This window comes from Rhodopila sp. (assembly GCF_965277825.1).
In the GTDB taxonomy this organism is placed as follows: Bacteria; Pseudomonadota; Alphaproteobacteria; order Acetobacterales; family Acetobacteraceae; genus Rhodopila.
Genome location: NZ_OZ255846.1, coordinates 858,814 through 883,071, shown reverse-complemented (window position 1 = coordinate 883,071; position 24,258 = coordinate 858,814). Strand labels below are relative to the sequence as shown.

The window sequence follows — 24,258 nt, the reverse complement described above, 5'->3', positions numbered from 1 at the left end:
AATAAGGAACTTGCGACTCGATGTCGGGACGCGGGCTGCCGGAACAACCGCGTTCGATGAGGTTGCCTCCGATCCTGCGGCTGATCGCGGTGACGACGCTGCTCCGGCTGGCATTCGCTGCGAGCACCGGGCTGGGGGTGGACGAGAGCTACATGGTCACCTCCGGCCGGGTTCTCAGTCTCGGCTATTTCGACCATCCGCCGGCGAGCTGGTGGCTGTCGTGGGGTGCTGCCCATCTGTTCGGCACCGAGGCGCCATGGGCGGTGCGGTTGCCGTTCATCCTGCTGTTCGCGCTGTCGCAACTGCTGGTCTGGCGGATCACCTGTCTGGTGGCGGACCGGCGCGCCGGCTTTTGGGCGGTGCTGGCGTTGAACCTGTCGCCGGTGTTCGGCGTCACCACCGGGACCTGGGTGCTGCCCGACGGGCCGCTGGATGCCGCCTTGCTCGGTGCCGCGCTTTGCCTGTTGCATGCGTTGCCGGCGGACCGCCCCAGAGGCGTGGGTTGGCGAGGCGTGGGTTGGCGAGGCGTGGCTTGGCGAGGCATGGCTTGGCGAGGCATGGCTTGGCGACGCTGGGGTTGGCAAGGCTGGGGTTGGCGACGCTGGGGTTGGCAAGGCTGGGGTTGGCGAGGCTGGGGTTGGCGAGGCTTGGGCTGGTGGCTGGGGGCGGGTGTGTGCGCCGGTTTGGCGTTGTTCTCGAAATACTCCGCGGTGCTGACGATCGGGGGAGCCTTTCTGTATCTGCTGACCAGTCGGCCGCATCGGCACTGGTTGACGCGCCCGGAACCCTACATCGCGGCGATCGTGGCGGCGGCGGTGTTTTCGCCGGTCGTGATCTGGAACGCGACGCATGGCTGGGCGTCGTTCGCGTTCCAGGGCTCCCGGGCGGCGGGCTTGCGGTTCCGGCCGTTGCTGCCGCTGCAGACCCTCGCCGGAGAGGCGCTGTTCGTGCTGCCCTGGGTCTGGGTGCCGATGATGATGCTGCTGGTGTCAGGGTTCCGCCGCGGCGAGGTGTGGCCACGGCGGCTGCTGGTCTGGCTGGCGGCGCCACCGGTTGTCGGGTTCGCGCTGATCTCGGCGTGGTCGAGCCAGCGGGTGCTGTATCACTGGGCGGCGCCGGGGTACCTGATGCTGTTTCCACTGCTGGGCGATGCCGCCGCGCGGCGTCTGGACCGTGTCTGGGTGCGGGGATTGTTTGCCGGCACGGCCGCCTTGGTGGTCGCATCGCTGGCGGTGATCGCGACCCAGGTCGATTTCGACTGGCTGGGCGGGCGCCTTGGCGCGGTCATGCGCGGCGACCCGACGGCGGAGGGCCTGGACTGGACCTCGATCGGCGACGACCTGCGGGCGCGCGGGCTGTTGCCGCCGGGGGCGGTGGTGGCGGCGCTGAACTGGCGGGATGCGGGGAAGCTCGGCTACGCGCTGGGGCCGCGGACAACCATGCTGTGTTTGAACGCCGATTCGCGGCAGTTCGGCTTCGCCCATCGGTTAAGCGCGTACGCCGGCCAGAACGTGCTGGTGCTTGCGGTCGATCCTCCTGGGGAGGCGTCGTCCTGGTTCCGCTCGATCCAGGGCTTGCCCGCCACGTCGGTCCGGCTGGACGGGCGGACCTTGCGGACGGTGACGGTGATGCGGGGCGAAGGTCTGCGGCCGCCGCCGTGAGCGTCCCGTCGCGGCGCGGCTCAGCGCCGGCCGGATGGACCGATCGCGGGCTTGACTGGCGCCGGGCGCGGGGCGGGCAGGTCTTCTTCCAGCACCGTCAGGTGCAGCGAGTAGGAGACCTCGCCGTCGTCGACGTCCTTATGGACGGTACCGATGGTCTCGTCGTTCACCGCGATCTCGATCGACAGGCCCTGGCGCGGCGGCGGCACGATCTTGATGCGCTCGGTGCCGAACAGCTTGCGGAGGTAGGTTTGAACACGTTCTATTTCCGAGGGTGTCATATGTATCTCATCCAAACAGAGTGACGCCCTTTACCCTTTGGGCAGACTTCGGGTCCAGCGCGTTGGATGGTTAACGCCGTTCAGTCCAACATGTGGCCGAACCGGGCCGCCTTGGTCGCGAGATATTCATCATTGACACCGTTGGGGGCGATCAGGTGCGGCTCCCGCCCGGTCACCTCGATGCCGCAGGCCGCCACGGCGTCCACCTTGTCGGGGTTGTTGGTCAGCAGGCGCACGCGATTGAGGCTGAGGATGCGCAGCATCGTCGCGGCGATCAGGAAATTGCGCTCATCGGCGCCCCAGCCCAGCGCGCGATTGGCGTCCATTGTGTCGAGGCCGCGATCCTGCAGGCCGTAGGCCCGCAGCTTGTTGACCAGGCCGATCCCGCGACCTTCCTGTGCCAGATACAGCAGCACGCCGGCGCCGTCCTCGGCCATTCGCCGGATCGCGCCGCGAAGCTGTTCGCCGCAGTCGCAGCGCATGCTGCCGAGCAGGTCACCGGTGAAACATTCCGAGTGGATGCGGACCAGCGGGGCCGGGTGCTCCTCCGGCCGACCGATCACAATCGCGAGATGTTCGAGCGCCGAACCGTGGCTGCGGAACGCCACCACGCGGCTGTCGGGGGCGCCGTTGAGCGGCACGTCGGCGGAAACGATCCGGGTCAGGCCCGCCACTTCGATCTCGGCATAGTCCATGACGTCGGCCGCGGCGATGGTGATCAGGCCATGCGCGGCGCTATCCGCGCGGTTCGGCAGCGGCGCGGCGAGGATCGCCGGCAGCAGTCGGCCGATCTTGGCGAGCCGGATCGCGGCATCCGCAAGCGGTGGCGCGGTGGCCAACTGGAGCACCTCGCGCACTGTCGGCTGCGCCGCCATTGGATCCGCCAGCGCCTGGAAAATATCGATGGTTCCGATTGGCGCGGGCAACGAGACGGCAACCGCGGCGGACTCCGCTGACATCGGTGTGCGCAGGATCGCCGCCGCCCGGGCTGGGGCGAGGATCAGCAGAGCGGCGGTCCCGGCAATGTCCTGCAGTTCCGCCAGAGCGTCGGGGCCAGCGGTTTCCGCGGCCAGGATCAGCAGTCCGGGGTCGCCCGCGAGGACCACGGGCACGCCGCGTCTGAGGTCGGAAGCGGCTCGATGCACCTGGCGCAGGTGCAACCTTGCCTGATCGGCGATCATCGTTGCGTTGGCGGCGGCATTAATCGACATCCCGTACCTGCCAAATCGCACATTCAGGTTTCTCGGCGCCGCGGATTGAAAGACTTCGGTACATTCGATAACCAAATTTCGTCACTATTGACCTTCAATGTGATCTAAGCGCGGCATTTCGCAGTAGCGAGAGGTGACGAGGAGATGGCTGCAACCAGAGCGTCTATCAAGCGATTAGGCCGCTTGGTTGGCGTTAAACGTCACGGGGAACCTACCGGACGCCGTTGGGACCACGCAATCGTATGAATCGCCGAAGTTCATAAAGCCTACGGAACCGATTTTGTCGCAATTGGAGAATATATATGATAGTGGTGTCGTCCTAAAAGGAATCGAGCTGTGGCGCCGGTCAAAAAGCCACGTCCAACACTTAAGGTAAGAGGAACTCGCTGATGTCTGCGGAACGCCCGGTCCTGATCGTCGATGACGACGACGCTCTGCGTGAAACCTTGGTTGACCAGCTCGCCGTGGACGGCGAATTTGTTGCGACGGAGGCGGGTTCGGTCAAGGCGGCCGAGGAATGCCTGACCGGGAAGGATGCCCGTTTCGACGCAGTGATTCTCGACGTCGGTCTGCCCGACGGTGATGGCCGCGACCTGTGCGCCAAGCTGCGCAAGCAGGGCCATCGTATGCCGATCATCATGCTGACCGGGTTCGACAGCGAGACCGACGTAGTCAAGGGGCTGGATTGCGGGGCCAACGACTATATCGCCAAGCCGTTCAAGCTTGCCGTGCTGCTGGCCCGGTTGCGCGCGCAGTTGCGGATCTTCGAAAACAGCGAGGATGCGGTGTTTACCATCGGGCCGTACACTTTCCGTCCGGCGGCCAAGCTGCTGCAAGAGCCGGCCAAGAACCGGCGCATCCGGCTGACCGAGAAGGAAGCGGCAATCCTGAAGTTCCTGTATCGCGCCGGCACCCGTTCGGTGGCCCGCCAAGTGCTGCTGAACGAGGTCTGGGGCTACAACGCCGCGGTGACGACGCACACGCTGGAGACCCACATCTACCGGCTGCGCCAGAAGATCGAGCCTGATCCGGCCAATGCGCGGCTTCTGGTGACCGAGGGCGGTGGCTACCGGCTGGATCCGGAGGGCATTCCCGCCGGCCGCGTCCCGGCCACGATGCAGGTTTGAACGGCGACCGCAGATCGGTCAGTATCGCGCATCAGGACGCGCGATACTGGGCGCCCAAGGGTGGACGCCGAGGGTCTGACAGTGCTGTGCGATCGGATATGGAAAAAGCCCTCTCGCGAGGGCTTTTTTTGCATGAGGGTGCGGGGATCAGATCTTCTCGACCTGGGAATACTCCAGTTCGACCGGCGTGGAGCGGCCGAAGATCGACACGCTGACCTTGACGCGGCCCTTTTCCTCGTCGACGTCCTCAACCGTGCCGTTGAAGCTGGTGAACGGACCGTCGGCGACGCGCACCTGCTCGCCGATTTCGTAGAGCACGGCGGGGCGCGGGCGGTCGACGCCTTCCTGGCTCTGCTTCAGGATGCGCTCCGCCTCGGCCTCGCTGATCGGACTCGGCCTGGTGCGGCTGCCGAGGAATCCGGTCACCTTCGGTGTGTTCTTCACCAGGTGCCAGGCGTCATCGGTCAGGTCCATCTTCACCAGGACGTAGCCGGGGAAGAACTTGTGCTCGCTGTTGATTTTCCGGCCGCGCTTGACCTCGACGACATTCTCGGACGGCACCAGCACAGCCTCGAACTGGTCGGCCAGACCCTTCTGCGCGGCCTGCTCGGTGATCTGCTGGGCGATCTTCTTCTCGAAGCCTGAATAAACGTGGACGACGTACCAGTTCTTGGCCATTTTTCCCGGAACCTCTCAGATGCCCACGTTGAACAAAGCGCGCACCCCGAGGCCGATCACCTGATCGACGACGAAGAAGAAGATGGCGGCGACCGCGGCCATGGCAAAGACCAGGCCGGTGGTTACCAGAGTCTCCTTGCGGGTGGGCCAGGTTACCCTTGCCACTTCCGCTCTGACCTCACGCACGAATTTTGCCGGTTGGAATGCCACGTTCGTCTAATCCCTCGATGACCGCCGAACCGACCCCGATACCCGGATGTCCAGGCCTCGGCCCGTCAACTGGCAGGGGTGGAGGGTCTCGAACCCCCAGCCTCCGGTTTTGGAGACCGGCGCTCTAGCCAATTGAGCTACACCCCTACAGTGGACCGGCGCGCGCTGCATGGGATCGGACGCGGCGGAGCGCCGTAGAAAGGATGCACACGCGGCGTTGTCAAGCGTTATGGCCGCCGGACCGAGCGGACGGCCGATGCGCGGCGGATGGGCATCGACGGCGGGTGGCCTAAAGAGTCGGCCGACGCGCTTTCTGTTCTTATCTTGTTCTTGACAACCGCTTAGGGTTATGAGATCACAGATCCGAACATAGTATGAACATGCCCCGCTGATTTGGGGCTGGGCCCGATAGAGAGTTGGGCCCGATAGAGCGTTGGGCCGAAGAGAGTCGGGCCCCGAGGAGACTGCGGATGGACGGCCAGATCGACCGCGATGCCATCATCGCGATGGAGAACGCGACGCTGCCGGAAACCCAGCCGGCGGAGCGGTTCCCGTCACGCCAGGCGGCTGGACGCGGCGCGGTCAGCAATCCGGGCGTACGGTTCGACCGCCATACCGCCTTGCCGTTCGACGACGGATGGGAAACGTTGTCGCAGGACGTCGGCGAGCTGCCGCGGCTCGACACCACGCTGACGCGCGATTCGACCCGTTCGGCGATCAGTTGGAATTCGTCGCCCGATATCGGCTTCGACCGAGCGGTCAATCCGTACCGCGGCTGCGAACACGGCTGCATCTACTGCTATGCGCGTCCGACGCATGCGTATCTGGGCTATTCGCCTGGCCTCGATTTCGAAACCAAGCTGGTCTTCAAGCCCGAAATTGCCGAACTTCTGGAGAAGGAGCTGCGCAAGCCGGGATACGTTCCGCGCACCCTGGCGCTCGGGTCCAACACCGACCCGTACCAGCCGGTCGAGCGCACGCTGAAACTGACCCGGTCGGTGCTGCAGGTGCTGGATCGGTTCAACCACCCGGTCGGGATCGTCACCAAGTCCGCGGGCGTGCTGCGCGACCTCGATATCCTGTCGTCGATGGCGAAGCGAAACCTGGCGCGCGTGCATATCTCGGTCACCACGCTGGATGCGCGGCTGGCGCGGGTGATGGAGCCGCGTGCCGCGACGCCGGCGCGCCGGCTGCAGGCCATTGCCGAACTGACCCGGGCCGGCGTGCCCGCGGGGGTGCTGGCCGCGCCGATGATCCCGGCGCTGAACGATGCCGAGATGGAGAAGATCCTGCAGGCCGCCGCCCGCGCCGGCGCCCGCCATGCCGGCTTCGTGTTGCTGCGCCTGCCGCTGGAGCTGCGGCAAATGTTCGAGGACTGGCTGCACGCGCATTTCCCCGACCGCGCGCGCCACGTGCTCAGTCTGATCCGGCAGACCCGGTCCGGTGAGCTGAACGATCCCCGGTTCCATCATCGGTTCACCGGCCAGGGGGTGTATGCCGATCTGCTGATGAGCCGGTTCACCCGCGCCGCTCGGCAGTTCGGGTTCGGCGAGGCTCGGGCGCAATTGGACTGCGGCCGGTTCACCGTCCCGGCCGGGTCCGCCGATGGCGCACCCAGCCAGATGTCGCTTTTCTGATCGCCGGCTCAACGGCAGGCGAAGGCGGCGATTGACGCCGCACGAAACCCCACCCTATCCTTAAAGCCAATTCAAGAAAGAGGGCCCCGCTGGCCCACGGGCAGGGAGGGCTGAGTTAGTGCACGACGCTGCACGCATTTTGCAACTGATCGTCAATGGTGCGGCGTCCGGATGCATCTATGGGTTGATCGCCCTCGGCTTCGTGCTGATCTACAAAGCGACCGAGATGGTGAACTTCGCCCAGGGCGACGTCATGATGCTGGGTGGCTTCGTCGCGTTCAGCCTGATCGCCAACTATCATCTGCCATACTGGGTCGGCGGCCTGCTCGCCATCCTGATCACCGCGGCCTTTGGCTACGCGCTGGATGCGCTGATCATCCGACGAGTCATCGGTCAGCCGCAGTTTGCCGTGGTGATGCTGACCCTCGGCCTCGGCTTCATTTTTCGCGCCGCCGCCGGCATTACCTGGGGCTACGATTCGGTCGGGTTCGACACGCCGTTTACCAACAAGACCGTGAATGTCGGCGGCCTGATCCTGGGCCAGGACAATCTGTCGATCATCGTCGGCACGGTGCTGTTGTGTGGCGTGTTGTATCTGTTTTTCAGCAAGACACGCATCGGCGTGGCGATGCAGGCGGCGTCGCAGAACCAGCTTGCCGCGTATTATATGGGCATCCCGGTGCGGACGATCTTTTCGTTGATCTGGGCAATCAGCGCGGGCGTCGCGTGCCTGGCGGGTATTCTATTGTCGCCGGTTTCGATGATCGACGTGAACATGGGCTTCCTCGGCATCAAGGCCTTCGCCGCGGCGGTGATCGGCGGCTTCGGCAGCATTCCGGGGTCGTTGGTCGGCGGCGTCATCGTCGGCATCACCGAACAATTCGCCGGCTACAAGCTGCCGGCCGGGTTCCAGGAGGTGACCTCCAACGTCGTGCTGCTGCTGATGTTGTTCATCCGGCCGCAAGGTTTGTTCGCGGAACGCATGGGCAAGCGGGTCTGAGCGATGCGGTATCTGTTCCGTACTCAGTACAAGCAGGATGTCGGATTATTCCGCCATAACGGTGACCGGTTCTGGTATGGCCTGCTGCTGCTGCTGGTGCTGGCTGGTCCGGCCTTGTTGGGTGAGTTCTATATCGGCGAATTGGGTGCGGTGTTCATCTTCGCCATTGCCGGCGTCGGATTGATGCTGCTGGTGGGCTACACCGGGCTGATCAGCCTGGGTCATGCCGCGTTCCTGGGGATCGGCGCCTACGTCAACGCGGTGCTGCTGGCGAGGGGCGTGCCGTTCCTGGTGACCCTGCCGGCCGCCGGGTTGTTTGCCGCGCTGTGCGGCGCCGCGATCGGTCGGCCGACGTTGCGCATGAGCGGGCTTTACCTGGCGATCGCGACCTTGGCGTTCGGCAGCATCGTCGGCACGGTGCTGCAGAAATGGACCGCGGTGACCGGCGGCTTCGACGGTTTCGCGGTGCCGACACCAACCATATTCGGCGTCGCCATCGAGGGCGCGACGGGCATCTACTACGTAGCGCTGGCGGTGCTGGTGTTCGTGTTATGGGTGTCGGCCAACCTGCTGCGATCGCCCGCCGGGCGCGCCATGGTCGCGATCCGCGACAGCGAGGTATCGGCGCAGAGCATGGGCATCCACCTGGCGCGGTACAAGACGCTGGTGTTCGCGATCAGCGCGGGGATGACGGGCCTGGCGGGGGCGTTGTTCGCGCACTACGTCCGCTATTTGGCACCCGACTCGTTCGACGTGCTCCTGTCGGTGCAGTTCGTGACCATCTGTTTCGTCGGCGGCCTGGGGTCGCTGCGCGGGGCTATTCTGGGTGCGATGTTCGTGCGGCTGCTGCCGCAGTTGATCGCCATCGTGCGCGACGACCTGCCGTTCGGCATCGGCCGGCTGCCGGGCCTGGAGCCGTCGTTGTTCGGCTTGGTGCTGGTGCTGGTGATCCTGTTCCAGCCGGGCGGGCTGAACGGCATGTGGCTGAAGATGAAGACCTGGTTCCAGGCGTTTCCGTTCAAGCGACAGGCCAGTTTCCGGCGGCAAAAATCCTATGCCAAGTCGGAGCGACTGAGATGATCCTGTTCCAGGCCGAGGACATCTCGGTGCGGTTCGGCGGAATCCGAGCGGTCGATGCCGTCAGCTTCGATGTGCGCAAGGGCGAGGTGTTTTCGATCATCGGGCCGAACGGTGCCGGCAAGACGACGATCTTCAACCTGATCAGCCGTATATACAACCCGACGTCGGGCAAGCTGGTCTTCGAGGACAAGGACATCACCCGCACGCCATCCTGGCAGATCGCCGGCCTGGGGATCGCGCGGACCTTCCAGAACATCGAGTTGTTCCCCAACGCGACGCTGCTGCAGAACCTGCTGATCGGGCGGCATTGTCACTCGCGGGTCGGCTTCGTTCCGCAGATGGCGTTCCTGCCGTCGGTTCGGCGCGCCGAACTGGCGCATCGCGAGAAGGTGGAGGACGTCATCGCCTTCCTCGGCCTGCAGCGCTACCGCAATACGCTGATCGCCAACCTGCCATACGGGGTCCGCAAGGTGGTGGAACTGGGTCGCGCGCTGTGCATCGAGCCGAAGCTGCTGCTGCTGGACGAGCCGTCCTCGGGGCTGAATGTGGAAGAGACCGAGGGCATGGGGTTCTGGGTCGAGGACATCAAGAAGGACCTTGGCATCACCGTCATCATGGTCGAGCACGACATGGCGCTGGTGAACCAGGTGTCGGACCGGGTGATGGCGCTGAACTACGGAAAGGTTATTGCGATGGGCACGCCGCACGAGGTGCAGACCCATCCGGAGGTGGTGAAGGCTTACCTGGGTGCAGAGGTGGCGGCATGACCGGAGCCTTGCTGCGGGTCGATTCCATCGAGACGTTCTATGGCCCGATCCAGGCGATCCGCGGTGTCTCGCTGGATGTGGACCAGGGTCAGATCGTTACAGTGCTGGGCGCCAACGGGGCGGGAAAGACCAGCGTGCTGCGGACAGTTTGCGGTGTTCTGGACCCGGAACGAGGTCGCGTGATGTTCGAAGGCCGCGATATCGCCCGCATGCCGCCCGATCAGGTGATGCGTCTAGGCATTTGTCACGTGCCGGAGGGGCGCGAAATCTTCCCGTTCCTGACGGTGCGCGAGAACCTCGACATGGGTGCCTATACGCGCCACGACTCGGCCGGGGTGGCGCGCGACATCGCGCTTTGCTTCGAGTATTTCCCGCGCCTGAAGGAGCGCGAGAGCCAGCGCGCCGGGCTGCTGTCGGGTGGCGAACAGCAGATGCTGGCGATCAGCCGAGCGCTGATGGGCAGCCCGAAACTGCTGTTGCTGGACGAGCCGTCGCTGGGGCTTTCGCCGCTGCTGGTGCAGCAGATTTTCGGCATCATCCGCCGCATCAACCGCGAGCAGAACGTGGCCATCCTGCTGGTCGAGCAGAACGCCCATATCGCCTTGCAGACGGCCGATTTCGGCTACGTGCTGGAGGTCGGACGCATCGTCGCGGCGGATGAATGCAGAAACCTGATGCAGCGTTCCGATATCCAGGAATTTTACCTGGGCCAGAAAGAGGTCGGCGCCCGGGGCACGCGCCGGTGGAGAAAGAAACGGTTGTGGAACTGACGATGCAACAGCCGCTGAGTTCCGTTCCAACGCTGATTTCGCAACGGGCGGAGTCGCATCCCGGTGCAACAATTTTGCGGATCAAGGATCGCGGGATCTGGAAAATGGTGTCCTGGGCGCAACTCGACGGCAAGGTGCGAGAGATCGGCAGCGCGCTGCTGGCGGCGGATTTTGCCCGCGGCGACGTGGTGGCGATGGTGTCGGAAACTCGTCCCGAGGCAGTCTATGCCGACTTGGCGATCCTGGGCTGCGGCGCCGCCAGCGTCGCCATCGATCCCGACGACGATCCCGAGCGGGTTTGTCATCTGCTGTCCTCCAGCGGCAGCCGTCTGGCCTTCGTCGAGAACGAGGAACAACTCGACAAGCTGCTGTCGATCCGCAACCGCTGTCCGGCGCTGTCGCGGATCGTGGTATTCGACATGAAGGGCCTGCGCGATTTCTCCGATGAGACGTGCGTCGGTCTAGCGGACTTCATGGCCACCGGCGGCGGGCACGACTGGGGCGCGGCGATCCGGACGATCGAGGCGGATCAGCCGGCGGTCATTCAGTTTCCCCGTGGCGGCCTGGCCATGGGACGCACCCTCACCCACGGCGACCTCATGCACATGATCGGCACCGCCCGCGCTCGAGTGCCACTACAAACGCAAGACGAACGGCTGGCGGTGCTGCGGCTGGCCGACATCACCGAACGGGTGTGGGGCCTTTATCTTGCGCTGGAGACTGGTTGCATAAGCAACTATCCAGAGGGCCCCGACACCGTTCTGGAAAACCTGCAAGAGTCGCAACCCACCGTGCTCGGCGCCGATGCAACGGTGTGGGACTCTCTGTACCGGTTGGCGACCGCGCGCGCCAAGGTGGCCACCCACGCCCAGCGTGTCTTGTATGGCTGGGCGTTGCGCGCCGGCCGAGCCGGCGGTCCGATGGCGCGCTTGGCCGACCTGTTGATCCTGCGCGCGGTGCGGCGGGAGTTTGGCTTGAAGAGGCTGCGGCTCGCTTACGTCGGCGGAACATCGGTCGATACGGCGGCACTGGACTGGGCGCGCAGTCTCGGCATTTCGATCCAACGGGTGGATGACCCGGCGGCGGGATCGGGCGCGGTGGACGAGCGCTATCAAGCCTTGATGCAGAACGCTTACGCATAACGCCGCGACGCGGCGAACGGGGGGAAAATGATCAAATCAATCCTGGCCATGGCGCTGGCACTCGCGGTACCCGCGGCGGCGGCGGAACCGACACAGGGGGTGAGCGGGTCCGAGATCGCGATTGGAACCTATACCGATCTGTCCGGCGTATCGGCTATGTGGGGTGTCAACAACTCCAATTCCTGGCGGATGGTGTTCGATCAGGTCAATGCCGATGGCGGCATCAACGGCCGCAAGATCAGATACATCGTCGAGGACAACCAGTATCAGGTTCCCCGCTCGGTGCAGGCGGCGAACAAGCTGATCAACCGCGATCATGTGTTCATCATGGTGGCCAATGCCGGCACGCCGATGAACAACGCCGTCATGCCCGACCAGATCGCCAAGGGCATCGCCAACATCTTCCCGTTGACCTCGGCCCGGTCGATGTACGAGCCGCTGAACCACCTTAAATTCGGACTTGGGTCGTCGTACTATGATCAGGTGCGTGCCGGCCTGAAGTATTTCATCGGGCAGCGCGGCAAGAAGCGGATCTGCACGATGGCGCAGGACACCGACTTCGGGCGCGACATCACCGACGGGGTCAGGGATCAGCTCAAGGCCCAGGACATGGCACTGACCGGGGCCACGCTGCACAGGCCGACCGACACCGACTTCAGCGCCTCGGTCGCGCGCATGCACGACGCCGGCTGCGATCTGCTGGTGCTGGGCACGATCGTGCGCGATTCGGTGCAGATCATAGGGGCGGTGCGCAAGACCGGCTGGAACGTCGACATGATGGGCGCGGCGGCGGCCTATGACGAGGCGGTTTCGGGCGTGCCTGGGGAGGTGACCGACGGGTTCTACGCCATGACGCCGATGCTGTTCGTCGCCGAAACCGCGACGGACCCGAAGGTGAAGGCGTTTTCCGCCGGGTATCGCAAGGAATTCGGCAAGGAGCCGAATTTCGCCGCCCAGATCGGCTTCACCGGGGCCGAGGTGGTCGCACTGGCGCTGAAGAAGGCGGGCAAGAACCTGACCGCCGAGAGTTTCATTTCCAGCCTGGAAGCGATCAAGGACTATCAGGACATTTTCGGCTCGCCGGCGATTTCGTTCAGTCCGACGAAGCACCAGGGCTCGAACCAGTCGTTCCTGTGCGTCGTCAAGCACGGGCGTTGGCAGCCCGTGGAGGCGGAGCCGCTGGGGTATTGATCGCGTCGCGTCAGCCCGCGCCATTCAGGTAGCGGGTGCGCAGGTGCGCCTGGAACGCCAGCGGATCCAGTTTGCGGCCGGTGGCGTGTGCCAGGATTTCGTTGAAGCCGAAGCGGCTGCCGACGGCATGGACGTGAACCCGCAGCCAACCGAGCAGCGGCGACAGGTCGCCGCGGCCGAATGCTTGATCGAGATCGGGAACCTGATCGCGTGCCGCCTGCATCAGTTGCGCGGCAGCCATTGCGCCAAGGGTGTAGCTGGGGAAATAGCCGAACGCGCCGTCGTACCAGTGGATGTCCTGCAGGCAGCCCTGCGCGTCGTCCGGCGGGGTAATCCCGAGCAGCGCGTGCAGGCCGGTGTTCCATGCTTCGGGCAGGTCGGCGACGGCAAGATCACCGGCGATCATCGCCCGCTCCAGGCGAAAGCGCAGGATGACGTGCGCCGGGTAGGTCATTTCGTCCGCGTCGACGCGGATCGTGCTGCGCTGTACGTGGCGCCAGAGCCGTCCCAGGTTGTCGAGGCGATAGGGGTCCGGCGCGCCGCCGAACGCATCGTGCAGCCGGGGGCCGAGCCATCCGAGGAAGGCATCGGAGCGGACGGCCTGCATCTCGACGATCAGCGACTGGCTTTCGTGCATGGCCATTCCCGCTGCCTCGCCCACCGGCAGGCGGGCGTAGGCGGCGGGCAGACCGCGCTCATATAAGGCGTGGCCGGTCTCGTGTACGACGGCCAGCACGGCGGAGGTGAAATCGTCCTCGAGATAGCGGGTGGTGATGCGGACGTCCGATGGCGTGCCGCCGGAAAACGGATGCGCGGACTGATCGAGCCGGGCATGCTCGAAGTCGAGCCCGAGACGCTGGACAAGGTCTCGGCACAAAGCTGCCTGGGCTGCAATGGGGAACGGCCCTGGCGGGGACGTCGGCGCCTTGTAGCGGGCCTGGCGTTGTTCGACGGCCGGCAACGCCGTGGTTAGGAAGTCCTCGTAGGCGGCAAACACCGGGGCTACGTCATCGGCGCCGATACCCTGCTGGTAGCCGTCCATCAACGCGTCGTACGGGCTCAGACCCAGCGCGTCGGACAGCGCCGCGGCGGTTTCACGGGTCAGCCGCAACACCTCTGCCAGATGCGGTCGAACGAGGGCGAAGTCGGCGTTCTTGCGGGCCACCCGCCAGACCTTTTCGCAGTCCGAGTCGGCCTTGGCCCGCGCCTCCACCAGATCCTCGGGCAGCGCCCTAGCGCGGGCATATTCGTGGCGCATCAGGCGGAGATCGGCGGCCTGCCAGGGGTCGGTGGTTTCGGCGGCGGCGAGGTCCGCCTCGATCTCGGGCGCGGTCAGGTGCTGGTGGCGCAGCACCGCCAGGGCGGCAAGCTGGTCGCCGCGTGCCGCGCCGCCTCCTTGGGGCATGACCGCGGCAGCGTCCCACCCCAGCATGGAGGCGCATTCGCCGATCGTGGCGATGAGCTTGAACCGGGTGGCCAGGCGTTGGTAGGCGGAAGGAGGGGTCATCGCCGCTGCGCCTTTCGTAGCCAGGCCCCGAATATGATCATCAGTGCCACCGCCAGGCCATACCAGGTGATCACGTAGGACAGATGGTTGTTTGGCGGCTGAGGCAGGTGTTGCGCCGGTGCCGGATAGAACCCGCCGTCTGCCGGTCCCAGCGCCACCAGGGCAAACGGCAGCACGTTGTGGATGCCGACGGCCGCGCCGATGGCCGCCGGATCCAGCGTGTAGAATTGGCGTGCCGCGGTATCGTCGGTCGGGCTGAACCAATGCTGGGTTTCGCCTGGGCGGACATATCCGGTGGCGCTGACCACACCGCTTGGATCATTGAGCGCGGTTCCGTTTTGTTGCGGGACCCAGCCGCGATCGACCAGCACGGTTGGGGCGCCGTCGCGCTGCAGCGGGACGATCTGGTAGCTGCCCATGGTAGGGCCGGTGTTGGTGTCGCGCACCTCGGCACCGAACTGCGCCGCGAGATCGAAGCGGAAGCGGCCGGTCGCCGATACCTTGGTATAGGACGCCGGGTCCGGGGTCAGCGGCACCGGAGGGGCAGCCTCGGCCGCGGCGATCTGCTTCAGGATGCCCTGCTTCCAGTGCAGCCGGTAGATCTGCCAGGTTCCGAGACCCACCAAGATGGTCAGCATGATCAGGGTGGTCAGGGTGGGAACGAGAAACCGGCTGCGGGCCGGTCTCACAATCCCATCTCTTCGGGTCGGGTGCGAAACTGGGCGGCGACGAGCGCGGCCTTGACCGGGCGGGTAATCAATATCGCAAGCGGGATGGTCACCGCCGGCCACAGGATCACGTGCACCCACAGCGGCGGGTTGAAGCGGAATTCGACCCAGAAAGCGAGGGCAACAACGATCGCTCCCAACAGCATGATGACACCGACCGCCCCGGCATCGCCGGTGTCCGATCCGCCGAAGCCCAGCCCACAGACCGGACAGGCGTCCTGCAGGGTCAGCAGGCCGTCGAACAGCTTGCCTTCCCCGCACCGTGGACAGCGGCAGCGCAAAGCCGCCTGAAGGATCGAAATCCGCGGTTCGGCCAATCGGTGCTACTCGACCGCGATCTGTCCCGCGCCATACCAGTAGATGCAGACGAACAGGAACAGCCACACGACGTCAACGAAGTGCCAGTACCACGCGGCGGCTTCGAAGCCGAAATGACGGTCTGGGGTAAACTGTCCGGCCCTGGCTCTGAACCAGCAGACGATGAGAAAACAGGTGCCGACGATGACGTGGAAACCGTGGAAGCCGGTCGCCAGGAAGAACACCGATGAGTAGACACCGCCGCCGTTGAACGCGAACGGGGCGTGCGAATACTCGATCACCTGACACAGGGTGAAGCTGAGGCCCAGCAGAATGGTCAGCCCGAGACCGCGGACCAGATCCTTGCGGTTGCCCTCCAGCAGGCTGTGGTGGGCCCAGGTCACAGTGGTGCCCGACAGCAGAAGGATCATGGTGTTCAGGAACGGCAGATGGAACGGGTCGAACGTATGGACATTCGTCGGCGGCCAGACCGTTTGGCCGTTGCCCTGGGTATCGGGGAACAGCAGGAAATTGAAATACGACCAAAAGAAGCCGACGAAGAACATCACCTCGCTGCCGATGAAAATCGTCATGCCGTAGCGCAGGCTGAGTCGCACGATGGCGCTGTGGGCGCCGGGGGTGCGGCTCTCCAGGATCACCTGGCGCCACCAGAAGAACATCGTCGTCAGCACGGTGAGCGCGCCCAACACGAGGACCACGTAGTTGCCGAAATGCGCCGCCAGGATGATACCGAACACCGTCAGGAAGCCGCCGAGGGCGCCGATGATCGGCCACGGGCTGGGGTCCGGCAGGTGATAGGGTTGCTTCAAACCAGTCGTCAGCGAACCGGGTGTCGTCGTCACCGAACCGGTTTGAGCCAGGACTGGTGCTGCTTGCGCTTCGCTGTTCATGCCATACCCACAACAACACCTCCGGGGGAAACCGCCCCGGCACGGCCGCCGCATAATCGCCAAATCGTCACCCAGTTCAAGAGGGACGAGACAGGGTCCGTGCGGCGTCAATTGGTCTGCGAAGTTTCCCCATGTTCAGCAGTCGAGTGTTCAGCGGCCGAAAGTTCCGCCGCCGACATGGGTCCGACATGCGGTCCCGCCTTGGCGAGGGCACCGGATTTCGCCGCGTCCTCCAGGGAGTGGAAAAATGTGTAGGACAGGGTGATCACCTTGACGTCGGCGGTGTTGGGATCGCTACGGATCGCCGAGTCGACCCAGAAGCTGACGGGAAATTCCATCTTCTGATCAGGCGACAGGGTTTGCTGATTGAAGCAGAAGCACGCTGTCTTGTGGAAGTATTTTCCGACCTTCTCGGGCGTGACGTTGTACAGGGCTCGGCCGGTGATCGGCAGGCTGGACTGATTGACGGCGTGATAGAAGGCGACCTGCTGGTCGCCGAGATTGAGCAACACCTCAGGCTGATCCGGCGCAAAGGTCCAGGGCAGGCCTGGATTGACATCGGCATTGAAGCGCACCCGGATCGACTGGCCGCTGGAACCCGGAGCCGCCGCAAATCCGATGCTGGGCGTGCCGCCATATCCGGTGGCGGCACAGAACAGCCGGTAGAGCGGGATCGCGGCGAAGGACATGCCGACCATGCCGACCGCCGTCGCGGCCAGAATCCACCCCAGGACGCCGTTGCGCTGGCCTCCGGTCATTCAGAAATGCGCCATCTTAACGATGGTGATCGCGTAGAACAGGCCGCAAAGACCCAGCAGCACGAACATGATGGCCAAGCTGCGTCCGCGACGCCGGCGTTTGGCCTCGGCGCTGAGTGGTCTGACCGGGAGATGGCTTTCCGCGTCCATCTGCTATCCGACCAGCCGATCGACGGCCAACGCCCCGAACAACGCGAAAAGATACAGCACCGAATATTTGAATGCCGCCTTGGCCGGGGCATCACCGGTCAGGCTGTTGCCCTGATCATCTTGCCGGTCGAGCATCACGCGCGACACGCGTTGCAGAAACACCAGATCCAGCAGGGCAGCGGCCACGCCATATGGCAGGCCACTGAATCCCATGGCGACCGGGACCAGCGTCAGCGGCACCAGGATGATGGTGTAAAGCAGGATCTGCCGGCGGGTTTCCCGAGCGCCGGCGACCACCGGCAGCATCGGCACGCCGGCGCGCTGATAATCCTCGTTGGCCCAGAGGGCGAGCGACCAGAAATGCGGCGGCGTCCAGATGAACACGATGCCGAACAGAACCAGCGGGAGCAGGTCGACCGATCCGGTGACCGCGGCCCAACCGATCACCGGGGGGAAGGCCCCGGCTGCCCCGCCGATGACGATGTTCTGCGGCGTGCGCCGTTTCAGCCACATTGTATAGACGAAAACGTAGAAGCAGATCGAAAGCGCCAGGATCAGCGCGGCGGGGATGTTCAGCGCGAGACCCATCACCAGGACGGAGCCGACGGCGAGGGTGACGCCGAAACCCAGCGCCGGGCCGGGCTGGATGCGCCCCGCTGGGATCGGGCGATTGCGGGTCCGCCGCATGATCGCATCGATATCGCGGTCGTACCACATGTTGATTGCGCCGCACGCGCCGGCAGCGACGGTAATGCAGAGGATCGCGGTGAATGCCAGCACCGGGTTCAGGTGTCCCGGCGCCACCAGCAACCCGATCGCCCCGGAGAACACGACAAGCGACAGCACGCGCGGTTTCAGCAGCGCGATCCAATCACGGTAATCGGCTTCGAACCCAAGATCGGCCGCTTGAATCAACGGCGGGGACAACGCCGATCGCCCGCGCTGCTCAGCCGTGATCAATGCAGATGTCGTATTGCCCACTGTTCAGGAGATCCGCGTTACGTCCGGGTATGTGCAACGCACATGGAGCGGGCCGGATCCGTTCCAAGGCTTCCACGGAACGCCGGAAGAGGTCGCTAAGGCCGGGGTCACCTTGATGCCACTTTTGGCAGTTGCTGCGCGCTGGCGGATTTTTTTGTCTGTTCGACCCAGCTTTTGAAATCGGCTTCGGACACCGCACGCACCGAGATTGGCATGCGGCTGTGATCCTGACCGCAGATCTGGTTGCACTCGCCGTAGAAGGTGCCGATCTTGTCCGCCTCCATCCAGGTTTCGATGGTGCGACCGGGAATCGCGTAGCGTTGCACACCGAAGGCCGGGATGAAGAAGCTGTGGATCACATCACCGCTGGTGGCCAGGATGCGGATCTTCTTGCCCACCGGTATGACCATCTGATTGTCCACGTCGAGCATGCGCAGTTGCCCCGGCTTGAGGTCCTCGTCATGGACATAGCGGCTCTCGATGTCGAGGTTGCCCTGGTCCGGGTAGGCGTATTCCCAATACCATTGGTGGCCGGTGACCTTGATGGTCATGTCGGGGTCCGGGGTGCGGTCCTGGTAATAGATCAGCCGGAACGATGGGATCGCCATGATCACCAGCACCAGCACCGGGATCACCGTCCAGGCAATCTCCAGGACCGTGTTGTGGCTGGTCTGGCTGGGAACCGGGTTCCGCTTGGAGTTGTAGCGGATCATGACCCAGACCAGGAGACCGCCAACGAGCAGGGTGATCACGGTGATCATCACCAGCACCAAGTCGTGCAGCTGGATCTCCCGATCCTTGATCGGACTGTAAGCGCGCTGCATGCCCATTTCCCAGGGGCGAGGCGCGCCTACGACACCTTGAGCCCAGGCGAATGACGCTGTCGACAAGCTGAAACCCCACCCAGCCGCAACCGCCAGGACCCACTTTAACAAGCGCATCGATCGACCATCCCAACTCGCCCCGCGGGCCATCTGTTAATTCCCGACTTCAGTGATTGTGCGCCTTGCATTCGCCCTACCAGGCGACTGCCGTCATCGAGGCTTGGCTAGCGGACGCCACGGCCAAGATCAAGGTCCAGGCACGCAAGTGGCCGCGCGTTAATTCAATTCGGCACCGTTGGTCAGACCGTGCCATCCGTCCGGGGCCGCTAAACCCTCAACCGAACCAGGGTGAAAATCCCGAACGGCGGCACCGGATCAGCCTCGATCCGCGCCAGATCGTCGGCGGAAAAGATTGCGTCCATGGCAAAGTCCGGATGCCAGCCAAGTGCGCGCGAGCCTGGGGCCATGGCGCGCTCGAGCCACCACCGGGGTCCGCTTGCCGCGGCAAAATGATTGATCAGCAGGATGTCGCCGCCGGGTCGAACCAGGCGGCGCAACTCGGCCAGCAGGCGCTTTGGATTTGGCACGACGGAAGCCACGAACATGCCGACGGCGGTATCGAAGGAGGCATCCGCGAAGGCGGTCGCCTCGGCATCCATTTCATGCAATGCCTGGACGTTAACCAGGTCATCCTTGCGAGTGCGCTCCCTGGCCTTGCGCAGCATCTCCTTGGACAGGTCGATGCCGGTGATCCGCTTGTCCCGATTGTAATGTGGCAGGGCCAAACCGGTGCCGACGCCGACCTCCAGCACGTCCTGGCCAGGCAATCGATTGGCCAGAGCGACCGCGCGCAGACGACCTTTGGAGGAGATCCCACCGAACACGGTATCATAGACACCCGCCCAGCGACGGTAGGCCTCGACAATCGATGCCTGGTCCAGCGCGACGGCCGGAACCAGCCGCGCCGTCGCAGCGGGGGAACTTCGTTTTCTGAGAGCTTGAGTCATCAGCCTCGGGGCACCTTTTCAACCGACACGGCTCACGGCCGTGTCGCGCGTCTAACGCTCGCGCGGTGATTACCGACGCCTTAGATTACGATAAGTTTTGACGCAAGCCGGTCACCGGGGCGGAATCCGCCCCTGGTAGGCTTTTGCTAGGCCCTCAGGCGCTTTTCGCTAAGAGTGTGTCGTCGTGGGTTCGCGGGTGTTGGTCGAGGTCTGGGTGCCCGGGCCAGCCAGCGATCCGCTGGGCTTGGACGCGGTTTCCTCCATCGACGCATCATCGGGCTCCGCCATGTTTTTCTTGAAGGACTTGATGCCCTTGGCGAAGTCGCCCATCAACCCGCTGATCTTGTTGCCGCCACCGAACAGCACAAGGATCACCGCCAGCACGATCAACCAGTGCCAGATGCTGAAGCTACCCATATGTCCTCCACGCCTTCCATGGCGGCCGACCATCCCCGGCATAGCCGCCGATTAGACCGCCGGGGCAATCGCTCAGACGCCAAGTTGGTGACATGGCGCGACTCGCGGGTTGATGCAAGCACCGTCTGCCAGCCCAGGGGTCACTCCGACGGGCGGCCGTCGCGGTGATACGGGTGACCGCGCAGGATTGATTGCGCACGATAGAGTTGTTCAGCCAGCATGGCGCGCACCAGGAAATGCGGCCAGGTCATTGCGCCGAGCGACAGGGTGTAATCGGCTTGGCGGAGAACCGCGGCGTCCAACCCCTCGGCTCCGCCGATCAGGAAACAGACCGTTCGGGCAAGCCGAGACCATTGGTCCAGATGTTGGGCGAACGCTTGGCTGGCCAACGCCTCACCTTCCAGGTCCAGCGCCACGACGAACGCTTGCTTCGGCACGGCATTGAGCAGGCCAGCCGCCTCCTTACGCTTGATGACGAGAGCCGAACCGCGCTCTTGGGGCAGTTCGGTCACCGTCATGCGTGGCCGAAGCCGTGTGTTGTAGCGCTCGAACAATTCGTATTCCGGGCCGCCGCGCAGCTTTCCGATGGCGATAAGATGCATGGGTCGGGGGCTTTTTTTGCTGCACGATCCGACCTTGCGGAGCGGTCGCGGCGCACGCTACACAGAGCGCCATCTGGTGAACCGGGCGCGTAGCTCAGCGGGAGAGCACTACCTTGACACGGTAGGGGTCACAGGTTCAATCCCTGTCGCGCCCACCAGTCGCAACCCCCCCATCGCTGCCGATCGACAACGGCTTGTCAGTCCGCCTCGGCGCCCATCTTGGCGGCCAACGCCGGCATACGCGACCGGCGCGGCGACAACCAATGCTGCAGCCTGTCGAGATAAAGGTAGATCACCGGCGTCGTGTAGAGCGTCAGTATCTGGCTCAGCGCCAGGCCGCCGACCATGGCGAAGCCGAGTGGCCGCCGCAGCTCCGATCCGGCGCCGGTGCCGAGCATCAGCGGGATGCCGGCAAGCATCGCGGCCATCGTGGTCATGAAGATCGGGCGAAAGCGCAGCAGACAAGCCTGGCGGATCGCGGCGAGCGGCGCGACGCCGTCCCGTCGTTCGGCGTTGATGGCGAAATCGACCATCATGATGCCGTTCTTCTTGACGATGCCGATCAGCAGGATGATGCCGATCAGCGCGATGACGGTGAGTTCATAGTGGAATAGCATCAACATCAGCAGAGCGCCGACACCGGCCGACGGCAAGGTCGATAAAATGGTCAGCGGAAGGATGTAGCTCTCATACAGGATGCCCAGGATGATGTAGACGGTGATCAGCGCGGCGGCGATCAGATACGGCTGGCTGGACAGCGACGACTGGAACGCTTGCGCGGTGCCCTGGAAGGAGCTTTGCAGCGCCACCGGCGTGCCCATGTCGCGCATCGCCGCGTTGATCGCATCCACCGCCTGCCCGAGCGCCACGCCTTGCGCCAGGTTGAATGAGATCGTCACCGCCGGGAACTGGCTCTGATGGCTGATGGAAAGCGGTTGCACCGGCGCGGTCGACCATTTGGCGAATGACGAAAGTGGCACCGACTGTCCGGAGGTCGAATGGACATACAGCTTGTCCAGCGTCTGCACGTCGGACACCTGGCCGGGCATCGCTTCAAGGATCAGATGATAGGAGTTCACCTGGCTGAAGTACTGGGTGATCTGTCGTTGCCCGAACGCGTCGTAGATCGTGTCGTCGATCACCTGCGGTTGCACGCCGAACCGGGCCGCCTTGTCGCGATCGATGGTCAGCGTGAGCGTGGTTCCCCCGGTCTGCTGATCGCTGGTCACGTCGCGCAGCATCGGCAGGCTCTGCAGCTTGGCGAGGACCTTGGGCGACCAATTGAACAGCTCGTCGAAGTCGGCGTCTTGCAGGGTGTATTGGAATTCGGTCTTGGTCAGTCGGCCGCCGACGCGGATGTCCTGGGCCGCCTGCAGGAAGGCCGCGCCGCCCGACACCGCGGCGAATTTTGGACGCAGCCGGGCGATGTATTGCTGGACGGTGCCGCCGACGCGCTGATCCCAGGGTTTCAGCGCGATGTAGATACGCCCGTTGTTGCCGGTTTGGCCGCCGACGCCGGCCCCGACGGTTGCTCCATAGCCGGCGGTGTCCGGATCGGCGGCGACGATGTCATTCAGCTTCTGCTGAATCGCCGACATTTGCTGGAACGAGATATCCTGTGACCCCTCGGTGACGCCGAACGCCACACCAGTGTCCTGCGCCGGGAAAAATCCTTTGGGGATGATGATGTAGAGATAGATCGTCAGCGATGCCGTCGCCAGGAACACCAGCAGGGTGATGAAACGGAACCGCAGCGCGATATCGAGGGTGCGGCGATAGAATGCGACCAGGGCGTCGAAGAAGCCCTCGATCATCCGGTAGGCCCAGTTGTGCTGGCCGCTGTGATGGCGCAGGAAGCGCGAGCACATCATCGGCGTCAAGGTCAGCGAGATGAACGCCGACAGCATCACCGCGATGGTGATCGTCATGGCGAATTCGCGGAACAGACGACCGACGATGCCGCCCATCAGCAGCAACGGAATGAACACCGCGACCAGCGAGAAGCTGATCGAGATGATGGTGAAGCCGATTTCCGCCGCGCCCTTCAAGGCGGCGTCCATCGGGTCCATGCCGTGCTCGATATGGCGGAAGATGTTTTCGAGCATGACGATGGCGTCGTCCACCACGAACCCGACCGCGATGGTCAACGCCATCAGCGACAGATTGTCCACGCTGTAGCCGAACAGGTACATCGCCGCGAAGGTGCAGATCAGCGCCACCGGTACGGTCACCGATGGGATGATCGTCGCCCACAAGCTGCGCAGGAACAGGAAGATGACCATCACCACGAGGGCAACGGACAGGACCAGGGTAAACTGCACGTCCGCGACCGAGGCTCGGATGGTCTGTGTCCGGTCCATGATGACGCTGACATGCACCGATGGCGGGATCGAGGCTTCCAGGTGCGGCAGCGCGGCCTTGATGGCGTCCACCGTGTCGATGACGTTGGCGCCGGGCTGCTTGAACACGACAAGCAGGATGCCCCGCTTGCCGTTTTGCCAGCCGGCGAGAAGGTTGTTTTCCGGACCGTCGATCGCCCGGCCGATGTCGCGTACCCGCACCGGCGCGCCGTTGCGCCAGGCCAAGATGACGTCGTCGTACTGCGCCGCCTTGGTGAGCTGATCGTTGTCGTAGACGGCGAACGACTGGCGCGCGGTGTTGATGGTGCCCTTCGGCGAGTCGACGGTGGCGTTGACCAGGACACCGCGAACGTCCTCCAGCGTCATGCCCATCGCGGCCAGCTTCGCGGGATCGACCTGCACCCGCACGGCGCGCTTCTGCTCACCGCCGATCAGCACCTGCGACACGCCGGCGATCTGCGACAACTGCTGCGAGAGCACCACGTCGGCATAGTCGTCCACCTTGATCAGTGGCACCTCGTCGGATTGCACCGACAGGATCACGATCGGCGAATCGGACGGGTTGACCTTGCGATAGGTTGGATTGGACGGAAGGTTCTTCGGCAACTGGCCACTGGCGGCGTTGATCGCGGCCTGCACGTCGCCGGCGGCGGCGTCGATGTTGCGGTCGAGGTCGAACTGCAGAATGACCTGTGACTGGCCCAGCACGTTGACCGAGGTGAGCTGCGCCATGCCCGGGATCTGGGCGAATTGCTTCTCCAACGGCTGCGCTACCGTGGCGGCCATGGTTTCGGGGCTGGCGCCAGGATAGTTGGCGGTGACGGTAATGGTGGGAAATTCCACCCGCGGCAACGGCGCCACCGGCAGGAACGGGTACGCGGCGAGGCCGATCAGCACCAGGGCAGCCGTCAGCAGTGAGGTTGCGATCGGTCTTCGGATGAACGGGGTCGAAATGCTCATT

The 24,258-nt window shown here is 64.3% G+C and carries 25 protein-coding genes and 2 tRNA genes; 10 read left to right on the top strand and 17 right to left on the bottom strand.

Annotation, left to right across the window (positions count from 1 at the left end):
- The first annotated feature begins 56 nt into the window (after positions 1 to 56).
- Positions 57 to 1,661: a glycosyltransferase family 39 protein gene (locus ACQY4T_RS04675; RefSeq protein WP_428538346.1), complete on the top strand. Its 1,605-nt coding sequence runs from the start codon at positions 57 to 59 to the stop codon at positions 1,659 to 1,661.
- 20 nt (positions 1,662 to 1,681) lie between these two features.
- On the opposite strand, the gene ACQY4T_RS04670 is transcribed toward ACQY4T_RS04675, so the two are convergent.
- On the bottom strand, positions 1,682 to 1,942 hold the full coding sequence (locus ACQY4T_RS04670) for a DUF3126 family protein (protein WP_428538343.1): 261 nt from the start codon (positions 1,940 to 1,942) through the stop codon (positions 1,682 to 1,684).
- An 80-nt stretch (positions 1,943 to 2,022) separates the two neighbouring features.
- Positions 2,023 to 3,153, bottom strand: a complete 1,131-nt coding sequence (ribA, locus tag ACQY4T_RS04665) for a GTP cyclohydrolase II (RefSeq protein ID WP_428538340.1) — start codon at positions 3,151 to 3,153, stop codon at positions 2,023 to 2,025.
- 389 nt (positions 3,154 to 3,542) lie between these two features.
- Between ribA and ACQY4T_RS04660 the strand changes: the two genes are divergently transcribed.
- Positions 3,543 to 4,280, top strand: a complete 738-nt coding sequence (locus ACQY4T_RS04660) for a response regulator transcription factor (RefSeq protein ID WP_428538337.1) — start codon at positions 3,543 to 3,545, stop codon at positions 4,278 to 4,280.
- Positions 4,281 to 4,427: 147 nt separating this feature from the next.
- Here ACQY4T_RS04660 and nusG read toward each other — a convergent pair whose 3' ends face one another.
- The 3 genes from nusG to ACQY4T_RS04645 all read right to left on the bottom strand — a co-directional run bounded on the left by nusG (position 4,428) and on the right by ACQY4T_RS04645 (position 5,315).
- The gene (gene nusG / locus ACQY4T_RS04655; protein ID WP_428538334.1) at positions 4,428 to 4,958 is read right to left on the bottom strand and encodes a transcription termination/antitermination protein NusG; all 531 of its coding nucleotides are present in this window, start codon (positions 4,956 to 4,958) and stop codon (positions 4,428 to 4,430) included.
- Positions 4,959 to 4,973: 15 nt separating this feature from the next.
- Positions 4,974 to 5,168 (bottom strand): preprotein translocase subunit SecE, encoded by a 195-nt coding sequence (gene secE / locus ACQY4T_RS04650; protein WP_428538331.1) that lies wholly within the window; start codon positions 5,166 to 5,168, stop codon positions 4,974 to 4,976.
- Between the two features lie 70 nt (positions 5,169 to 5,238).
- A tRNA-Trp gene (locus ACQY4T_RS04645) sits at positions 5,239 to 5,315 on the bottom strand.
- Positions 5,316 to 5,638: 323 nt separating this feature from the next.
- Here ACQY4T_RS04645 and ACQY4T_RS04640 point away from each other — a divergent pair.
- The 7 genes from ACQY4T_RS04640 (at position 5,639) to ACQY4T_RS04610 (ending at position 12,755) form a co-directional block, all read left to right on the top strand.
- On the top strand, positions 5,639 to 6,805 hold the full coding sequence (locus ACQY4T_RS04640) for a PA0069 family radical SAM protein (RefSeq protein ID WP_428538328.1): 1,167 nt from the start codon (positions 5,639 to 5,641) through the stop codon (positions 6,803 to 6,805).
- Positions 6,806 to 6,923: 118 nt separating this feature from the next.
- On the top strand, positions 6,924 to 7,805 hold the full coding sequence (locus tag ACQY4T_RS04635; RefSeq protein ID WP_428538325.1) for a branched-chain amino acid ABC transporter permease: 882 nt from the start codon (positions 6,924 to 6,926) through the stop codon (positions 7,803 to 7,805).
- 3 nt (positions 7,806 to 7,808) lie between these two features.
- Positions 7,809 to 8,885 carry a branched-chain amino acid ABC transporter permease gene (locus ACQY4T_RS04630; RefSeq protein ID WP_428538322.1) on the top strand — a complete coding sequence of 359 codons (1,077 nt, stop codon included), beginning with the start codon at positions 7,809 to 7,811 and terminating at the stop codon, positions 8,883 to 8,885.
- The gene (locus tag ACQY4T_RS04625) at positions 8,882 to 9,652 is read left to right on the top strand and encodes an ABC transporter ATP-binding protein (protein WP_428538319.1); all 771 of its coding nucleotides are present in this window, start codon (positions 8,882 to 8,884) and stop codon (positions 9,650 to 9,652) included. Before ACQY4T_RS04630 ends, ACQY4T_RS04625 begins: the two co-directional genes overlap by 4 nt.
- The gene (locus tag ACQY4T_RS04620) at positions 9,649 to 10,422 is read left to right on the top strand and encodes an ABC transporter ATP-binding protein (protein ID WP_428538316.1); all 774 of its coding nucleotides are present in this window, start codon (positions 9,649 to 9,651) and stop codon (positions 10,420 to 10,422) included. Before ACQY4T_RS04625 ends, ACQY4T_RS04620 begins: the two co-directional genes overlap by 4 nt.
- A gap of 2 nt (positions 10,423 to 10,424) precedes the next feature.
- Positions 10,425 to 11,564, top strand: a complete 1,140-nt coding sequence (locus ACQY4T_RS04615; RefSeq protein WP_428538313.1) for an AMP-binding protein — start codon at positions 10,425 to 10,427, stop codon at positions 11,562 to 11,564.
- Positions 11,565 to 11,591: 27 nt separating this feature from the next.
- On the top strand, positions 11,592 to 12,755 hold the full coding sequence (locus ACQY4T_RS04610) for an ABC transporter substrate-binding protein (RefSeq protein WP_428538310.1): 1,164 nt from the start codon (positions 11,592 to 11,594) through the stop codon (positions 12,753 to 12,755).
- A gap of 10 nt (positions 12,756 to 12,765) precedes the next feature.
- Here ACQY4T_RS04610 and ACQY4T_RS04605 read toward each other — a convergent pair whose 3' ends face one another.
- The 11 genes from ACQY4T_RS04605 to ACQY4T_RS04555 form a co-directional block, all read right to left on the bottom strand.
- On the bottom strand, positions 12,766 to 14,262 hold the full coding sequence (locus tag ACQY4T_RS04605) for a carboxypeptidase M32 (RefSeq protein WP_428538307.1): 1,497 nt from the start codon (positions 14,260 to 14,262) through the stop codon (positions 12,766 to 12,768).
- The gene (locus tag ACQY4T_RS04600; protein ID WP_428538304.1) at positions 14,259 to 14,951 is read right to left on the bottom strand and encodes an SURF1 family protein; all 693 of its coding nucleotides are present in this window, start codon (positions 14,949 to 14,951) and stop codon (positions 14,259 to 14,261) included. Before ACQY4T_RS04600 ends, ACQY4T_RS04605 begins: the two co-directional genes overlap by 4 nt.
- Positions 14,948 to 15,307: a DUF983 domain-containing protein gene (locus tag ACQY4T_RS04595; RefSeq protein WP_428538301.1), complete on the bottom strand. Its 360-nt coding sequence runs from the start codon at positions 15,305 to 15,307 to the stop codon at positions 14,948 to 14,950. Before ACQY4T_RS04595 ends, ACQY4T_RS04600 begins: the two co-directional genes overlap by 4 nt.
- A 6-nt stretch (positions 15,308 to 15,313) precedes the next feature.
- Entirely contained in the window at positions 15,314 to 16,198 is an 885-nt protein-coding gene (locus tag ACQY4T_RS04590) for a cytochrome c oxidase subunit 3 (protein ID WP_428538298.1), read from the bottom strand.
- Between the two features lie 107 nt (positions 16,199 to 16,305).
- Positions 16,306 to 16,956, bottom strand: a complete 651-nt coding sequence (locus ACQY4T_RS04585) for a cytochrome c oxidase assembly protein (RefSeq protein ID WP_428538295.1) — start codon at positions 16,954 to 16,956, stop codon at positions 16,306 to 16,308.
- Positions 16,957 to 17,106, bottom strand: a complete 150-nt coding sequence (locus tag ACQY4T_RS04580) for a hypothetical protein (protein WP_428538292.1) — start codon at positions 17,104 to 17,106, stop codon at positions 16,957 to 16,959. It lies immediately after the preceding gene.
- 3 nt (positions 17,107 to 17,109) lie between these two features.
- Positions 17,110 to 18,033, bottom strand: a complete 924-nt coding sequence (locus ACQY4T_RS04575; RefSeq protein WP_428538289.1) for a heme o synthase — start codon at positions 18,031 to 18,033, stop codon at positions 17,110 to 17,112.
- A 161-nt stretch (positions 18,034 to 18,194) separates the two neighbouring features.
- Positions 18,195 to 19,028, bottom strand: coding sequence for a cytochrome c oxidase subunit II (gene coxB / locus ACQY4T_RS04570; RefSeq protein WP_428538286.1), 834 nt, complete (start codon positions 19,026 to 19,028; stop codon positions 18,195 to 18,197).
- A gap of 209 nt (positions 19,029 to 19,237) precedes the next feature.
- Positions 19,238 to 19,918: a class I SAM-dependent methyltransferase gene (locus ACQY4T_RS04565; protein ID WP_428538283.1), complete on the bottom strand. Its 681-nt coding sequence runs from the start codon at positions 19,916 to 19,918 to the stop codon at positions 19,238 to 19,240.
- 168 nt (positions 19,919 to 20,086) lie between these two features.
- Positions 20,087 to 20,335 carry a twin-arginine translocase TatA/TatE family subunit gene (locus ACQY4T_RS04560; protein ID WP_428538280.1) on the bottom strand — a complete coding sequence of 83 codons (249 nt, stop codon included), beginning with the start codon at positions 20,333 to 20,335 and terminating at the stop codon, positions 20,087 to 20,089.
- Between the two features lie 140 nt (positions 20,336 to 20,475).
- Positions 20,476 to 20,937: a 23S rRNA (pseudouridine(1915)-N(3))-methyltransferase RlmH gene (locus ACQY4T_RS04555; RefSeq protein ID WP_428538277.1), complete on the bottom strand. Its 462-nt coding sequence runs from the start codon at positions 20,935 to 20,937 to the stop codon at positions 20,476 to 20,478.
- An 83-nt stretch (positions 20,938 to 21,020) separates the two neighbouring features.
- Here ACQY4T_RS04555 and ACQY4T_RS04550 point away from each other — a divergent pair.
- Positions 21,021 to 21,095, top strand: a tRNA-Val gene (locus ACQY4T_RS04550).
- 39 nt (positions 21,096 to 21,134) lie between these two features.
- Here ACQY4T_RS04550 and ACQY4T_RS04545 read toward each other — a convergent pair.
- Positions 21,135 to 24,257 (bottom strand): multidrug efflux RND transporter permease subunit, encoded by a 3,123-nt coding sequence (locus ACQY4T_RS04545; protein ID WP_428538274.1) that lies wholly within the window; start codon positions 24,255 to 24,257, stop codon positions 21,135 to 21,137.
- Between the last annotated feature and the right edge of the window lies 1 nt (position 24,258).

Excerpts from the sequence above, each read along its gene's own strand:
- ACQY4T_RS04675 (WP_428538346.1), top strand. The coding sequence starts at position 57 with ATGAGGTTGCCTCCGATCCTGCGGCTGATCGCGGTGACGACGCTGCTC.
- ACQY4T_RS04670 (WP_428538343.1), bottom strand. The coding sequence starts at position 1,942 with ATGACACCCTCGGAAATAGAACGTGTTCAAACCTACCTCCGCAAGCTG.
- ribA (WP_428538340.1), bottom strand. The coding sequence starts at position 3,153 with ATGTCGATTAATGCCGCCGCCAACGCAACGATGATCGCCGATCAGGCA.
- ACQY4T_RS04660 (WP_428538337.1), top strand. The coding sequence starts at position 3,543 with ATGTCTGCGGAACGCCCGGTCCTGATCGTCGATGACGACGACGCTCTG.
- nusG (WP_428538334.1), bottom strand. The coding sequence starts at position 4,958 with ATGGCCAAGAACTGGTACGTCGTCCACGTTTATTCAGGCTTCGAGAAG.
- ACQY4T_RS04640 (WP_428538328.1), top strand. The coding sequence starts at position 5,639 with ATGGACGGCCAGATCGACCGCGATGCCATCATCGCGATGGAGAACGCG.
- ACQY4T_RS04630 (WP_428538322.1), top strand. The coding sequence starts at position 7,809 with ATGCGGTATCTGTTCCGTACTCAGTACAAGCAGGATGTCGGATTATTC.
- ACQY4T_RS04625 (WP_428538319.1), top strand. The coding sequence starts at position 8,882 with ATGATCCTGTTCCAGGCCGAGGACATCTCGGTGCGGTTCGGCGGAATC.
- ACQY4T_RS04620 (WP_428538316.1), top strand. The coding sequence starts at position 9,649 with ATGACCGGAGCCTTGCTGCGGGTCGATTCCATCGAGACGTTCTATGGC.
- ACQY4T_RS04615 (WP_428538313.1), top strand. The coding sequence starts at position 10,425 with ATGCAACAGCCGCTGAGTTCCGTTCCAACGCTGATTTCGCAACGGGCG.
- ACQY4T_RS04610 (WP_428538310.1), top strand. The coding sequence starts at position 11,592 with ATGATCAAATCAATCCTGGCCATGGCGCTGGCACTCGCGGTACCCGCG.
- ACQY4T_RS04605 (WP_428538307.1), bottom strand. The coding sequence starts at position 14,262 with ATGACCCCTCCTTCCGCCTACCAACGCCTGGCCACCCGGTTCAAGCTC.
- ACQY4T_RS04590 (WP_428538298.1), bottom strand. The coding sequence starts at position 16,198 with ATGAACAGCGAAGCGCAAGCAGCACCAGTCCTGGCTCAAACCGGTTCG.
- ACQY4T_RS04585 (WP_428538295.1), bottom strand. The coding sequence starts at position 16,956 with ATGACCGGAGGCCAGCGCAACGGCGTCCTGGGGTGGATTCTGGCCGCG.
- ACQY4T_RS04580 (WP_428538292.1), bottom strand. The coding sequence starts at position 17,106 with ATGGACGCGGAAAGCCATCTCCCGGTCAGACCACTCAGCGCCGAGGCC.
- coxB (WP_428538286.1), bottom strand. The coding sequence starts at position 19,028 with ATGCGCTTGTTAAAGTGGGTCCTGGCGGTTGCGGCTGGGTGGGGTTTC.
- ACQY4T_RS04565 (WP_428538283.1), bottom strand. The coding sequence starts at position 19,918 with ATGACTCAAGCTCTCAGAAAACGAAGTTCCCCCGCTGCGACGGCGCGG.
- ACQY4T_RS04560 (WP_428538280.1), bottom strand. The coding sequence starts at position 20,335 with ATGGGTAGCTTCAGCATCTGGCACTGGTTGATCGTGCTGGCGGTGATC.
- ACQY4T_RS04555 (WP_428538277.1), bottom strand. The coding sequence starts at position 20,937 with ATGCATCTTATCGCCATCGGAAAGCTGCGCGGCGGCCCGGAATACGAA.
- ACQY4T_RS04545 (WP_428538274.1), bottom strand. The coding sequence starts at position 24,257 with ATGAGCATTTCGACCCCGTTCATCCGAAGACCGATCGCAACCTCACTG.